A 13,375-nucleotide genomic window follows, 5' to 3' on the forward strand; every position below is an offset into this window, starting at 1 on the left:
AGGCAAGTGTGCACTTGCCTATAACTGTGCCTGTGGAAGCTGACCCGGACCTGTTCAAGGCCCTCGGTGACGCGACGCGACGCACGATCCTGGACGAGCTGATCGACAGGGACGGTCAGACGCTCTTCGAGATCTGCGGCCGACTGACCATGAAACACAACCTGACCTCCTCGCGCCAGGCGATCTCCCAGCACCTCGCGGTGCTCGAACAGGCCGGCCTGGTCCGCACCCGGCGACAGGGCCGGTACAAGTTCCACCACATCGACACGGGCCCGTTGCGCTCGATCGTCGAGCGGTGGCCCATCGACCGAGAGGCACCAGATCCGTGATCCGTATCCACGTCACGAGCGTGTTCGTCGACGACCAGGCCAAGGCGCTCGCCTTCTACACCGAGAAGCTGGGGTTCATCAAGAAGACCGACGTACCCGCCGGTGAGGCCCGCTGGCTCACCGTCGTCTCGCCGGCCGACCCCGACGGTGTCGAGCTGCTGCTGGAACCGGCCGGCCACCCGGCGGTGGGCCCGTTCCGGCAGGCCCTGGTCGGCGACGGCATCCCGTTCACCTCGTTCGTCGTCGACGACGTGCACGCCGAGGTCGAGCGACTCAAGGGACTGGGCGTCGAGTTCACCCAGGAGGCGACCGACCTGGGCCCGGTGGTCACCGCCGTGCTCGACGACACCTGCGGCAACCTGATCCAGATCGCCACCATGAAGTAGCCGTACCCGCGTCCTCGATCGGTGGGTGCGGCCGTGCGTGGCTGTCGTGCCGGTCGGGCGCGGGCCTGCCAGCTCCAGCGTCGCGGGGTCCGGCAGAATCGGCGGGTGCCCGTCCACCTGATCACCGAGCCCGATGACGAGCGGATCGCCGACTACCGGGCGCTCACCGATGTCGAGCTGCGTACCCGCTGGGAGCCGCCGCACGGCCTGTTCATCGCCGAGGGAGAGCTGGTGCTGCGGCGGGCGCTGCGCGCCGGCTACCCGGCCCGGTCCTTCCTCGTCGACGCCAAGCGGGTCGACCAACTGGCCGACCTCGACACCGGCGACGCCCCGGTGTACGCCGCCACGCCCGACGTGCTGCGCGAGGCCACCGGGTTCCACGTACACCGGGGCGTGCTCGCCTCGTTCCGACGCAAGCCGCTGCCGACCGCCGCTGAGGTGCTCGCCACCGCTCGTCGGGTGGTGATCCTCGAAGACGTCAACAACCACACGAACCTGGGAGCGATCTTCCGGGCGGTGGCCGGGCTGGGTGTGGATGCCGTGCTGCTCTCGCCGACCTGCGCCGATCCGCTCTACCGGCGCAGCGTACGGGTCAGCATGGGTGAGGTGTTCGCCGTGCCGTACGCGAAACTTGAACCGTGGCCGACGGCGCTGGCCGACGTGCGGGCCGCCGGGTTCACCGTGCTGGCGATGACGCCGGCACCCGACGCGGTGCCCATCCAGCGGCTGGACCCGGCCCAGCGGTCCCGGGCCGCGCTGCTGCTGGGTGCCGAGGGCGCCGGGCTGACCGGCGCGGCGATGGCGGCCAGCGACGTCCGGGTGGTGATCCCGATGCGACGCGGCGTGGACTCGCTGAACGTCGCCGCCGCCACCGCCGTCGCCTGCTGGGAGCTGGGCCGCGACGACCCGCTCTGAGGCACCGCCAGGCACCTCCTCGGGTCACGGACGGTAGCGTGTCGCGGGTGTTCCCTACCGTGCGTGAGGTCCTGGCCCTGGACCCGGTCCGCCACGGCGCGCCGCGTCTGGTCGCGGGCGAGGTCGGGCTGGACCGTCGGGTGCGCTGGGTGCACGTCGCCGAGGTCCCGGACATCGCCACCCTGCTCGGCGGCGGTGAGCTGGTGCTCACCACGGGTATCGGGCTGCCCGCCGACGACGCCGGGCTACGGGCCTTCATCGGCGACCTGGCCGGTGTCGGCGTCTCCGGACTGGTGGTCGAGTTGGGCCGCCGCTACCTCGACGGCGTACCCCGGGTGATGGGTGCCGCCGCCGAACGTCACGGCCTGCCCCTGGTGGAGCTGCGCCGGGCCACCCCGTTCGTACGGATCACCGAGGCGGTGCACGCCCTGATCGTGGACGCCCAACTCACCGAGCTGCGCGCCACGGAGGAGATCCACCAACGGTTCACCGAGCTGTCGGTGGAGGGTGCCGACCCCGGTGAGGTGGTCCGGCAGGCGGCCGAGCTGTCCGGCTGCCCGGTGGTGTTGGAGAACCTGTCCCGCCAGGTGCTCGCGTACGACCCGGCGGGGGAGAGCGCCGAGCTGCTGCTGGACGGGTGGGAGCAGCACTCGCGGCGGATCCGGCCCGAGGGGCGCACGGCGTACGACCCGGACCGGGGCTGGCTGGTCACCATGGTGGGCGCCCGGGGACAGGACTGGGGCCGGCTGCTGCTGCGCTGGCCGCCCGGCGGTGACCTGGCCGATGGGCAGTCGCTGCCGGCCGGCGGGCCCGCCCCGGTGCCGACTCCCGGGCGGGCCGTGGCGACCCCGGCTGGTCCCGGCGGCTCGTCACCGGCTGGTCCCGGCAGGTTGTCGCCGGCTGGTCCCGGCGGCTCGTCGCCGGCGCCGCCGACCAGGCTGACCATCCTCGTCGAGCGGGCGGCGTCCACGCTCGCCCTCGGCCGGCTGATCCGACGGGACGCCGAGGGGCTGGAACGTCAGCTCCACCGGACCCTGCTCACCGCCCTGCTCGACCACTCCTGGCCGGTGGACGAGGTGGCCCTGCGGGCCCGGGCGCTCGGGGTGGTGCTGGATCGCCGTCAGCTCGTCGGTGTGGTGGTGCGCCATCGTGCCGACGACGGCGGCGAGGACACTCCGCGCCACCGTCAACCGGCGGGGAGCGGTCCGCTCAGCGAGCCGGGACACTCCGGCGAGGCGCTCGACAACGTCCCGGACGCCGGGCCGGCCCGGCTGCGCGACCTCGCCGAGGCCGTCGGACACGCGCTGCGCGAGGCCGGCCTGACCGGGCTCACGAGTGCCCTGGACGACCAGACGGTCGGTGTCCTGCTCGCCCTGCCGGACCCGGCAGCGGAGGAACGGACGCTTGCCGCCTTCGCCGCCGCGCTGCGCCGGGCCCGCTCCGACGCGTACGCGACAAGTGGTGGTCGACGCTCTGTCGCCGGGCTGCTGGTCGCCGCCGGATCCGGCGTGGGCAGCCTGCGGGAGGCGCGCCGGTCACTGATCGAGGCCCGTCAGGTCGCCGACGCGGCCCGCCGGGACCGCCGTGACCTGCCGATCTTCCGGCTACCACACGTCGGGTTGGCCGGGCTGCTGCACCTGCTGCGCGACGAGCCCCGGGTGCAGACGTTCGTCGAACGGCAACTCGGCGCGCTGCTGGCGTACGACGCGCAGCATCCCCGGGAGCAGTTGCTCGGCACCCTGCGGGCCTACCTGGAGCAGGGCCGCAACAAGTCGGCGGCGGCGTCCGCCGCCCACCTGTCCCGCCCGGCGTTCTACGAGCGGCTGGCCCGGATCGGCCGGATCCTCGACGTCGACCTCGACGCGGTCGACGCCTGCCTCTCCCTCCACGTGGCCCTCCTGGCCCTGGACGCCATCCGCACCCCCTAACACCCACCCCCTAACCACCCACCCTGGCCGCGTTGATCAAGAAGTTTGCGTCATTTTCGATCACCCTGAGGACCAAAACTTCTTGATCAACACCGTAGGTGCGGGGTGCGGCTGGGGCGGTCAGGGGGTGAGGGTTTGGAGGGTTTTCTGGTAGGTGGGGGGGATGTGGTGGTTGGCGGGGGCGGGGGTGAAGGTGTCGGAGGTGGCGGCGGTGGACCATGCCTCGTCGGGGAGGGCGGCGACCAGGGCGGTCACCACGGGAGCGTCGCGCCATTCGGGCTGCTGGGCGAGCAGGCTCAGGGCGACCACTGACTCTTCCACCTCGCCGACACACTCGAACGGCTTGTGGCCGTCGATGCCGAGCAGTTCGCGGTAACCCGGGATCTGCGCCTCGTCGGCGAGCAGGTCGCCACCGAAGATGTGGGTGATCCGCTCGCGGGACATGAACGGAGCCAGGGCCAGGAAGACGAACCGGCACTTGGGGCAGTCGCGGCACCAGCGTTCGCTGGCGTCGCGGAGCTTGAACGCGGCGTTGCAGCTGGTGACCACGTCGTCGTAGCGGTCGATCGTGGCGAACAGCCGGGCGATGTGCAGCTCCGACAGCGGGCGCAGCAGCGAGAAGTACGGCTCGGCCAGCCCGGCGTGTTCGGCGAGCGCGGCCCGCAGCAGCCCTTCCGCCTCGACGCCCTTGGACCACTGGTGGTTGATCTCGTGACCGTTCCAGATCAGGTTCGGGTCCGACGCCGAGCGTTCGTTGGACATCACCACCGGGCCCAACCCGTGCAGCACGGCCGTGGCGACCGCGATCAGTGAGTTGATCGCGGTCACCGGAATGTGCCCGTTGCGGGCGCCGGCCGCGTTCAGCTCGAACAGCACGGGATCGATGCGTCGCCGGGCCGCGAGCGCGGGCAGCCCCGACGCCGCGTTCACCGCCTTGATCACGTGGTTCGGGTTGACCGAGAAGGGCACCGGATCGAGGCCGGCCCGGCGCAGCGCCTCCAGGCTGACTATCGAGTCCTTGCCGCCGCCGACCGCCGACAGCGGGCGCCGGTCGGAGTTGTCGTACTCGGCGGCCGGCTTGACCCGCCCGCCGGGCACGCGCGGGGTCAGCTCCAGCACGTGCGGCAGTTGGTTGCGGTACGCGTACTCGGCGAGGCCCTTGGTGTAGACGGCCCTGACGAACTCGACGGCGGCCGGGCCGAGCGGTGCCGGCAGCACCAGCTGCCCCGGTGCGGCCGTCTTGTAGTAGCTGACCCCGGCCACCACGTGCAACAGCTCCAGCACCCGGCCCAGCGCCGCCACGGCGGCATCCGACGGCGACTCCTCCGGCACCGGCAACGTGATCACCTCGGTGAACCGCTGCTCGCCGTCAGGCCCGGTCAGGGCGTAGTCGAACAGCGCCTCGCCGGTGGACAGGTCGATCGAGTAGGACGGGAAGGTGAACGCGTCCATCCGCGCCAGATGCGTGTTGAGCACACGCCATACTAGGCCCTGGTTCGTCCGGCCGTGCCCGGCTCGGGCGGACCGTGCCCTACCGCCGTCGTACCCGAGGAGAGCCTGTGCGCCTGTCTGACCTGCGCGGACGTAAAGTCGCCGTCTGGGGGGCCGGTCGGGAGGGGCGGGCCGCGGTGACGGCCATCGCCGCCCACGGCCCGGCCGACCTGGTCGCCGTCGACGACAGTGCGAACTTCCTCTCGCTGCCCTGGGACGGGCCATTGGCGGAGGCCGCCCCGCTGGTCACCGGCGAGGAGGGCTTCGCCCGGCTGGCCGCCGCCGACGTAGTGGTCCGCTCGCCGGGTGTGCCGCAGACGCATCCCTGGCTGATGGAGCTGCGCCGCCAGGGCGCGACTGTCACCCAGGGCACCTCGCTCTGGATGGCCGACCACGGCGACCGCACCATCGGGGTGACCGGCAGCAAGGGCAAGAGCACCACGTCCAGCCTGATCCATCACCTGTTGACAGCTGTGGATCGGCCGAACGTCTTCGGCGGCAACATCGGCGTACCGACGCTGGACCTGCCGGAGGCGGACCTCTATGTCTTGGAGCTGTCCAGCTACCAGTGCAGCGACCTGACCGACTCGCCCCGGGTGGCGGTGGTCACGGCGCTGTTTCCCGAGCATCTCGACGCGCACGGTGGCGAACGGGAGTACTACCGGGACAAACTCAACCTGCTCGCGTACGGGCCGCGCACGGTGGTGGTGAACGGCGCGGACCCACGGCTGGCGTTCGAGCTGGGCGACCGCGCGGCGGTCCGCGCCGGCACCGCCGACTCGGTGAACGTCGCCGCCGGCCCGGACGGTACGCAGTGGTTCCACCGGGTCGACCAGCCGCTCTTCCCCCGGGCGGTGCTGCCGCTCGTCGGGCGGCACAACGAGGGCAATCTCTGCGTGACCCTGGCCGTGCTCGACGCGTTGGGCATCGACCTGGTCGAGCGTAAGGACGCCCTGGCCGTGGCGGTCGCCGAGTTCCAGGGGCTGGCCCACCGGTTGACCGAGATCGCCGACCCGTCCGGCCTGACCTTCGTCGACGACACCCTGGCGACCAGCCCGTACGCGGCCATCCACGCCATCGACGCGTACGACGGGCGGCCGTTGACGGTGATCGTCGGCGGTAACGACCGGGGCGTCGACTACACGCCGCTGCGGGAGCACCTGGCCGAGCGGGAGCTGACGGTCATCGGTATCCCGGACAGCGGTCCACGGATCATCGAGGCGCTCGACGGGCTGCCGAAGGTACGCACCGAACTCGTCGACGACCTTGCCGACGCGGTGCAGTTGGCGCGCCAGGTGACCCCGGCCGGCGGCGTGGTGCTGCTCTCGCCCGCCGCGCCCAGCTACGGCCGCTTCCGCAACTTCGAACACCGCTCCGAGGTCTTCGCCGAAGCCATCCGCGCCACCGCCCCCGCCTAACTCCCCCACACCCCCTCTGCTCACCCCCTGTCTCCTCGTCGATCATGAAGTTGTTACCACCTTTTGTCCGATTTTTGGGCAATAACTTCATGATCACCGAGGACGGGCGGTGGGGGTTGCGGTGGGGTGGGGGTGTGGTTGGGGGGTTTTACGCTGACGGGAGTCGGTGGCGGAGGTGGTGGTGGGGGAATTGTTGCGGCGTCCGCGTACCGGGCCGCGTGCGCGTGCGGTGGGCGTCGCGCGGCTGATGGCGCACACCGACCCGGTCGCACTTGTCGGCATCGCCCTGTCGATCTCGCTCTCCGTGACGCTGGACCTGACCGGCGCCGCCACCGGCGTGGAGTCGTTGCTGGCTGGCCTGATGGGCATCACCATCTCGCTGCTCGTGGACTCCATCGCCCGGGCCGAGCGTCGGTTCCACCTGCGGGCGCTGCTGGCCGGCCCGCACTGGCTGGTGCGGGCGGTCCCGGAACTCGCCACCGCCGCGACCGAGGCGGTCGACCGTCATCCGGGCACCCGGGTCGCCGAGGAGACCCAGCGCCGGTTCGAGCGGTTCCACGCCGACCTCGGGCAGCTTCGACAGGGACGCATCATCCGGCCGGGCACCGACTACCAGGACATGCTCGGTGCCACCCGGGACTGCGTTCGGCAGTTGGAGGCGCTGACGAACGTGCTGCCCCGGTTGGCCTGGTGGAGCAGCGACATCGGCCGGCGTTACTGGTCGGAGAACCTCGCCGCGCTGGCCCGTGGGGTTGAGATCACCCGGATCTTCACCTACACCGAGGTCTCCGACGAACTGGCGGAGCTGGTGGCGACGCAGCGTCGGGCGGGCGTACGGGTGGGTCTGCTGTCGACAGTGGCGGTCCCGGCCGACCTGCACGTCAACCTGATCCGCTGGGACGGCACAGCCTGCTGGACGGCGGGCATGAGCGCGCACGGCGAGATCAACGAGAACCGGTACTCGGTGAACGCCGCCGACGTCGCCCGGGCCGGCGAGACGTTCCAGGCGTGCCTCAGCCGGGCCACCTTCGACACGTGACGACGGGATGACCGTCCAGGGCGTCCTGCTGGTGACCGCTGTGGTCTGGGCGGTGAGCCTGATCCGTCCGGTCCGGTGGCGGGCCTTCGTGGCCGCGCTGCCACTGCCCATGACCGCCGCGCTGCTGGCCACCGGCCTCCCCGTCGACGGCACGCAACTCGTCGGGGTGGTCGGGCTCAACCTGTTCTTCGGCCTCGTGACGCTGGCGTACCACAGGTTCCGGGTGCCGATTCTGCTGGCCGACCTGGCGGGTGTCGCCGGCTACCTGGCGGTCGCGGCGGCGTTGCGTCCGTTCGCGCTGCCGTTCGGGCCGACGCTTGCCGCCACGGTGGCGCTCTGGCTGCTCGCCATGCTTGTACTCCGCCGTACCCCCACACCCGGCCCACCGGCGCGAGACGGTACGCGGGTGCCGGCGGTGGCGCGGCTGCTGCTGATCCTCGGCGGTGCGGTGCTGACCGGGCTGCTGGGCCAGGTGCTGCGCGGGCTGGTGGTGACGTTCCCGTACGCCGGGGTGCTGGTGGCGGTCGAGGTACGGCGGGACCTGCCGGCCTTCTGCCGGCACTTCGCCCGCAACAGCCTGGCGCTGCTCGGGTTCCTGGTCGGGGTCCGCCTCGGCCAGGACGTCTCGGTCGCGGTGGCGCTGGTCGCCGGATGGGCGGGGTTCGCGCTGGTCGCGGCGGCGTTGTATCTTCCCGGGTACTGGCATGGAAAACGCCACCCGGTAGGCCATTCGGCCACCGGAAACGCGGCCGAGAGTCGGGACGGCGACGGAAAGCGTTGACGTGTTGTCAACGATCCCGGGTCACCGCCGGACAGTCTGGCACTTGTCCCGGCAGTGACCGTGGTGAAAGCGTGCGGGAACGCGACCGAAGGGGCGACGATGACCGCCGACGACCTGCTGGCCCGGCACCGGGCCGTGCTCCCGTCCTGGATGACGCTCTACTACGCCGAGCCGATCGAACTCGTCAGTGGCCAGGGCCGCCGGGTCACCGACGCGCGGGGCCGCACCTACCTGGACTTCTTCGGCGGTGTGCTGACCAACTCGCTCGGCTACGACATCGCCGAGGTACGCGAGGCGGTGCAGCGGCAACTGGCCACCGGAATCGTGCACACCTCGACGCTCTACCTGATCCGTCAGCAGGTCGAGCTGGCCGAGAAGGTGGCGAGGCTGTCCGGCATCCCCGACGCGCGGGTCTTCTTCACCAACTCCGGCAGTGAGGCCAACGAGGCGGCGCTGCTTGTCGCCACCAATCACCGACGCTCGCACCAGATCCTCGCGGTGCGCAACAGCTACCACGGCCGCACGTACGCGACGATGGGTGCGACAGGTAACCGCACCTGGTCGCCCACCTCCATCAACCCGCTCCAGGTGGCCTGGCTGCATTCCGGTGACCGGCTGCGTGGCCTGCTGGCCCGACTGCCGGAGGCGGACCGGGTCGACGCGGCGGCCGAGGACCTGCGCGAGGTGCTCGCCACCCAGACCAGCGGGGACGTGGCCTGCCTCATCGCCGAGCCGATCCAGGGCGTGGGTGGCTTCGTGCACGGCCCGGACGGACTCTTCGCCGCCTGGAAGAAGATCCTCGACGAGCACGGCATCCTGCTCATCTCCGACGAGGTGCAGACCGGCTGGGGGCGGACCGGCGAGCACTTCTGGGGCTACCAGGCCCACGGTGTCACCCCGGACCTGCTCACCTTCGCCAAGGGCATCGGCAACGGATTCGCGTTGGCCGGGGTGGTCGGTCGGGCAGAGGTGCTGGACTCGGTGTCCGGGATCAGCTTCTCCACCTTCGGCGGCAACCCGATCTCCACAGCCGCCGGTAACGCGGTGTTGGACTACCTGCTGGCGCACGACCTGCAGGCCAACGCCGCGAGGGTGGGCCGCATCCTCGGCGACGGCCTGCGTGCGGCCGTCGCCGAGCTGGACCGGGTCGGAGAGGTACGCGGCAAGGGCCTGATGCTCGGCGTCGAGTTCGTCCACCCGGGCACCGGTGCACCCGACGCGGCGCTGACCACCCGGATCTTCGAGGCGTGCCGCGAGGGCGGGCTGCTCACCGGCAAGGGCGGGCTGTACGGAAACGTGCTGCGGATGGGGCCGCCGTTGACCCTCACCGAGGAGGAGGCCCGGGAGGGCCTGGCCATCCTGGTCGACGCGATCCGTTCCGGCGTGGCGGCGGCGCACCCGTGAGCGCTGGGGAGCGGCCCGGTCCGGCGAACGAAAGGCAGCACCGCATGAGCCTCATCGGGCACTTCATCGACGGTAAGCGCACCTGTGGCACCTCGACCCGGCGTGGCGAGGTGTTCGACCCGGCCACCGGCCGGCGTACCGCAGAGGTCGAGCTGGCCGGCGCCGCGGACGTCGCGGCAGCGGTCGAGGTGGCCGAGCGCGCGGCCCGAACCTGGCGCGACGCGTCGCTGGCGAAGCGGACCGCTGTGCTGTTCGCCGTCCGCGAGCTGGTCAACGCCCGTCGGAACGAGCTGGCCGAGCTGATCACCGCCGAGCACGGCAAGGTGCTCGCGGACGCCGCCGGCGAGGTGCAGCGCGGCCTGGAGGTCATCGAGTACGCCTGCGGCATCCCCTCGGCGCTGCGCGGCGGCTTCAGCGAGAACGTCTCCACCGATGTCGACTCGTACAGCCTGCGGCAGCCGCTCGGGGTGGTCGCGGTGGTCAGCCCGTTCAACTTCCCGGTGATGGTGCCCCTGTGGTTCGTTCCGGTGGCGGTGGCCGCCGGCAACGCCGTGGTGCTCAAGCCGAGCGAGAAGGACCCGAGCGCGGCGTTGCTGCTTGCCGAACTGTTCGCCGAGGCCGGCCTGCCCGACGGGGTGTTCAACGTGGTGAACGGCGACGCCGAGACGGTCGACGCGCTGCTCGACCACCCGGTGGTCAGGGCGGTGTCGTTCGTCGGCTCCACCCCGGTCGCCCGGCACGTGTACCAGCGTGGCACGGCGAACGGCAAGCGGGTGCAGGCGCTCGGCGGGGCGAAGAACCACATGGTGGTGCTGCCCGACGCCGATCTGGACCTGGCCGCCGACGCCGCTGTCAACGCCGGGTTCGGCTCGGCGGGGGAGCGGTGCATGGCGATCTCCGCGCTGGTCGCCGTCGAGCCGGTGGCCGACGAACTGGTGGCCCGCATCGCCGGCCGGATCACCGGGCTGCGGACCGGGGACGGTCGGCGCGGCTGCGACATGGGGCCCCTGGTCACGGCCGCGCACGCGGCCCGGGTGCGGGCCTACCTCGAGGCGGGCGTGGCCGCCGGGGCGGTGCCCGTGGTCGACGGGCGGGACGTGACAGTCGACGGCGACCCGAACGGTTTCTGGCTCGGACCGACCCTGTTCGACCGGGTCACCCCGGAGATGTCGATCTACACCGACGAGATCTTCGGGCCGGTCCTGTCGGTGTTGCGGGTCGACTCGTACGACGAGGCGGTGGCGCTTGTCAACGCCAACCCGTACGGCAACGGCACGGCGATCTTCACGAACGACGGTGGTGCCGCGCGGCGCTACCAGCACGAGGTGGAGGTCGGCATGGTCGGCGTGAACGTGCCCATCCCGGTGCCGATGGCGTACTACTCGTTCGGCGGCTGGAAGTCGTCCCTCTTCGGGGATCTGCACGCCCACGGTGCCGACGGCGTCGCCTTCTTCACCCGGGGCAAGGTGGTCACCAGCCGCTGGCTGGACCCGCGCCACGGCGGGGTCAACCTCGGCTTCCCCACCCAGACCTGAGCAGGCGCAGGGTGCCCGCGCCGGCCAGGTAGGCCACCAGCGCGGCCACCGGCCACCCGAGCGGCTCCGGTGCGGTCTTGGCCGCCACGCCGTTGGCCGCCAGGGCGTACACGACGGCGGCGAATCCGGCGACGGTGAGCGCTGCCCGGACGCCCGCCCACCTGACCGACGCACGCAGGTGCCGGGGGCGACCTGTGGACGCCTCGATCGGGCCGAAGATGGCGACCAGGACGGCCAGCACCACCGCCAGCATCAGTACCCACGGCACCCGCCAGGCCAGCCAGGCCGCCGTACCGGCTTCCGGCGTGGGTAGCAGGCCGAGCCCGTGCAACGCGCCGACCAGCAGCACGGCCGCGCTCAGGTGCCACAGGAAGACCGTCAGCACTACCGAGTTGACGGCGATCACCGCCTGCCACGGGCGGTCGCGGTGCAGCCACCGCTCCGCCCGGTCCCGCAGCAGCAGGATCAGTCCGAGTTGGGCGGTGGCGACCGCGAGCAGGGCCACGCTGGGTGGGGCGGCGTTCGCCAGCCGCTGCCCGGGCAGATTGATCATGCTGACCGGGTACGGGCCGGGGCCGGTGAGCAGGATCGCCGCGGCGAGGCCGCCGAGCAGCATCGCGCCCGCGGCCCGGCGGGACATCGGCAGGCACCGGGTGCGCGGGCCGGTCGGGCGGCAGTGCCCCTGGCGGGCGTCGTACCAGGCGAAGCCGAGCTGGTGGACGGCGAGCCAGCCCAGCAGGTAACCGGGCAGGGCCAGCCCGGCCGGCCCGAGCGCGCGACCCAGGTCACCGGCGGTGACGAGCAGCACCAGCGCCAACGGCACCAGCAGCCCGAGGCGGCGGTGCAGCGCGTACATGATCGGGGTCAGCGGCACCACGGCCAGGTAGGCGGCGAGAAACCACAGCGGGATGGTGGCGAACCAGACGACCGGGCGAACCTCGTCCGGTTGGGCACCGCCCAGCCGGGCCACCAGCGCGCCACCGGCGAACACCAGCACCAGGGCACTGGTCGGGCGCAGCAGGCGGGCGCTTCGGCCGAGCAGCCAGCCGATCGCGTCGCCGCCACGGCCGCGGTGGGCGGCCAGCGAGGCGGCGTTGGCGTACCCACCGACCAGGAAGAAGACCGGCATGACCTGGACCGCCCAGGTCAGCGGGTACGCCCAGGGCAGGGCGGTGAGGGCCGAATGTCCGTCGGGTCGACCGCTCTCGTCGTACTCGACTGCCGCGATCGCCCAGTGGCCGAGGACCACCAGGACGATGGCCAGCGCCCGGAGCAGGTCGAGGTAGCGCTCCCGGTCCGGCGGCGTACGGGCGGCGAGGCGGGCCAGGCGGCGCATGCTCCGAAAGTATGCCGACGAAGCCGCACCGGCGGGACTATTCCACCAACTGCTGCGCCGCTGCCGTGGCTGTAAGCGCGGCGAGCAGCGCCGCCGTCTCCCGTAACGTGACGTCGCGCAGATGGATGTTCGGCTCGGTGACACGCCACCGGGGAATCCAGATTCGGAGTCGGGTCAGCACGTCGAGCGCGCCCTGGTGGGTAAATCGTCCTGCCCAGACCAGCGACTGGACGCGACGCGCCGCCTCGCTGAAATGGAAGCTGTTCGGGCAGTTCGGGTTCAGCCCGGCCGGATGGGCCAGCCAGCGGAGAATGATGTCATCGAGGCGGGCCCCGGCGAGCCCGCAGCGCAGCGCATGACACCGGCAGAGCAACTGGATCAGGCAGTCCAGTTCGCCGTGCCCGTTCACCCTCACCGTCGCATGCTCGACGGCGTCCAGGTAGACCTCGACAGAGCGCAGGAGCCGACCGGCCAAGCCCGGATAGCGGTCGAGACCTGTGGCGATGCCTTGCAGGCGCCACGGGATGTCGACATCCTCCGGGTGCGTGGCGGCCCACTGCAACACCACGTCCGCAGTGGTCTCTGTCAGGGCCTTTTGCCTGGTGAGCTGTTTGCTGACGAAGACGACGTCCGGCGTCGACCGGTGTTTGTCCGCCCAACGGTCGATGAGCGGCGACAGCCACTCCGGCAGGTCGGTCAGCTTCCTCATTGCTAGCAGCGGAGGCAGGACGAACCCGGCATCGACCGTGTCGCCGTTGTGTTGGAGCCAGGCCAAGGCGGTCTCTACCGCGTGAGTTGTCACGTCAGCTGGTA

General features: G+C 71.7%; 12 protein-coding genes. 9 read left to right on the plus strand and 3 right to left on the minus strand.

All coding sequences use genetic code 11. The features are described 5' to 3' along the window. Positions 1-26 precede the first annotated feature (26 nt). The 4 genes from Van01_RS29555 to Van01_RS29570 are packed head-to-tail and all read left to right on the plus strand — an operon-like array spanning position 27 to position 3,558. Positions 27-329 carry an ArsR/SmtB family transcription factor gene (locus tag Van01_RS29555; protein WP_239099380.1) on the plus strand — a complete coding sequence of 101 codons (303 nt, stop codon included), beginning with the start codon at positions 27-29 and terminating at the stop codon, positions 327-329. Beyond that, on the plus strand, positions 329-715 hold the full coding sequence (locus Van01_RS29560) for a VOC family protein (RefSeq protein ID WP_204014577.1): 387 nt from the start codon (positions 329-331) through the stop codon (positions 713-715). Before Van01_RS29555 ends, Van01_RS29560 begins: the two co-directional genes overlap by 1 nt. A gap of 33 nt (positions 716-748) precedes the next feature. Beyond that, positions 749-1,630 (plus strand): TrmH family RNA methyltransferase, encoded by an 882-nt coding sequence (locus Van01_RS29565; RefSeq protein WP_239099381.1) that lies wholly within the window; start codon positions 749-751, stop codon positions 1,628-1,630. Between the two features lie 47 nt (positions 1,631-1,677). Continuing rightward, on the plus strand, positions 1,678-3,558 hold the full coding sequence (locus Van01_RS29570) for a PucR family transcriptional regulator ligand-binding domain-containing protein (RefSeq protein ID WP_204014559.1): 1,881 nt from the start codon (positions 1,678-1,680) through the stop codon (positions 3,556-3,558). A 120-nt stretch (positions 3,559-3,678) separates the two neighbouring features. Here Van01_RS29570 and Van01_RS29575 read toward each other — a convergent pair whose 3' ends face one another. Beyond that, positions 3,679-5,010, minus strand: a complete 1,332-nt coding sequence (locus tag Van01_RS29575; protein ID WP_373306303.1) for a MurL-like N-terminal domain-containing — start codon at positions 5,008-5,010, stop codon at positions 3,679-3,681. A gap of 107 nt (positions 5,011-5,117) precedes the next feature. Between Van01_RS29575 and murD the strand changes: the two genes are divergently transcribed. The 5 genes from murD to Van01_RS29600 all read left to right on the plus strand — a co-directional run bounded on the left by murD (position 5,118) and on the right by Van01_RS29600 (position 11,226). After that, positions 5,118-6,467, plus strand: a complete 1,350-nt coding sequence (murD, locus tag Van01_RS29580) for a UDP-N-acetylmuramoyl-L-alanine--D-glutamate ligase (protein ID WP_204014563.1) — start codon at positions 5,118-5,120, stop codon at positions 6,465-6,467. A gap of 166 nt (positions 6,468-6,633) precedes the next feature. Beyond that, on the plus strand, positions 6,634-7,506 hold the full coding sequence (locus Van01_RS29585; protein ID WP_204014566.1) for a hypothetical protein: 873 nt from the start codon (positions 6,634-6,636) through the stop codon (positions 7,504-7,506). A 7-nt stretch (positions 7,507-7,513) separates the two neighbouring features. Then, positions 7,514-8,287 (plus strand): hypothetical protein, encoded by a 774-nt coding sequence (locus Van01_RS29590; RefSeq protein WP_204014569.1) that lies wholly within the window; start codon positions 7,514-7,516, stop codon positions 8,285-8,287. A gap of 99 nt (positions 8,288-8,386) precedes the next feature. Beyond that, entirely contained in the window at positions 8,387-9,691 is a 1,305-nt protein-coding gene (locus tag Van01_RS29595; RefSeq protein WP_204014572.1) for an aspartate aminotransferase family protein, read from the plus strand. A 44-nt stretch (positions 9,692-9,735) separates the two neighbouring features. Further along, positions 9,736-11,226, plus strand: a complete 1,491-nt coding sequence (locus tag Van01_RS29600) for a CoA-acylating methylmalonate-semialdehyde dehydrogenase (protein WP_204014573.1) — start codon at positions 9,736-9,738, stop codon at positions 11,224-11,226. On the opposite strand, the gene Van01_RS29605 is transcribed toward Van01_RS29600, so the two are convergent. Together Van01_RS29605 and Van01_RS29610 are read right to left on the minus strand one after the other, a co-directional pair. Further along, complete coding sequence (locus tag Van01_RS29605; protein WP_204014574.1) at positions 11,198-12,562, minus strand: acyltransferase family protein; 1,365 nt, start codon at positions 12,560-12,562, stop codon at positions 11,198-11,200. The two genes, Van01_RS29600 and Van01_RS29605, sit on opposite strands and share 29 nt — an antisense overlap. A 37-nt stretch (positions 12,563-12,599) precedes the next feature. Further along, positions 12,600-13,375 (minus strand): hypothetical protein (locus Van01_RS29610; protein ID WP_204014575.1); only part of this gene is annotated, 776 nt, incomplete at its 5' end.

Source organism: Micromonospora andamanensis (assembly GCF_016863495.1).
Lineage (GTDB): Bacteria > Actinomycetota > Actinomycetes > Mycobacteriales > Micromonosporaceae > Micromonospora > Micromonospora andamanensis.

What these genes read in the sequence shown, in the direction of transcription:
- Van01_RS29590 (WP_204014569.1), top strand. Translation starts at nt 7,514, where the DNA reads ATGACCGTCCAGGGCGTCCTGCTGGTGACCGCTGTGGTCTGGGCGGTG.
- Van01_RS29595 (WP_204014572.1), top strand. Translation starts at nt 8,387, where the DNA reads ATGACCGCCGACGACCTGCTGGCCCGGCACCGGGCCGTGCTCCCGTCC.
- Van01_RS29575 (WP_373306303.1), bottom strand. Translation starts at nt 5,010, where the DNA reads ATGGACGCGTTCACCTTCCCGTCCTACTCGATCGACCTGTCCACCGGC.
- Van01_RS29605 (WP_204014574.1), bottom strand. Translation starts at nt 12,562, where the DNA reads ATGCGCCGCCTGGCCCGCCTCGCCGCCCGTACGCCGCCGGACCGGGAG.
- Van01_RS29600 (WP_204014573.1), top strand. Translation starts at nt 9,736, where the DNA reads ATGAGCCTCATCGGGCACTTCATCGACGGTAAGCGCACCTGTGGCACC.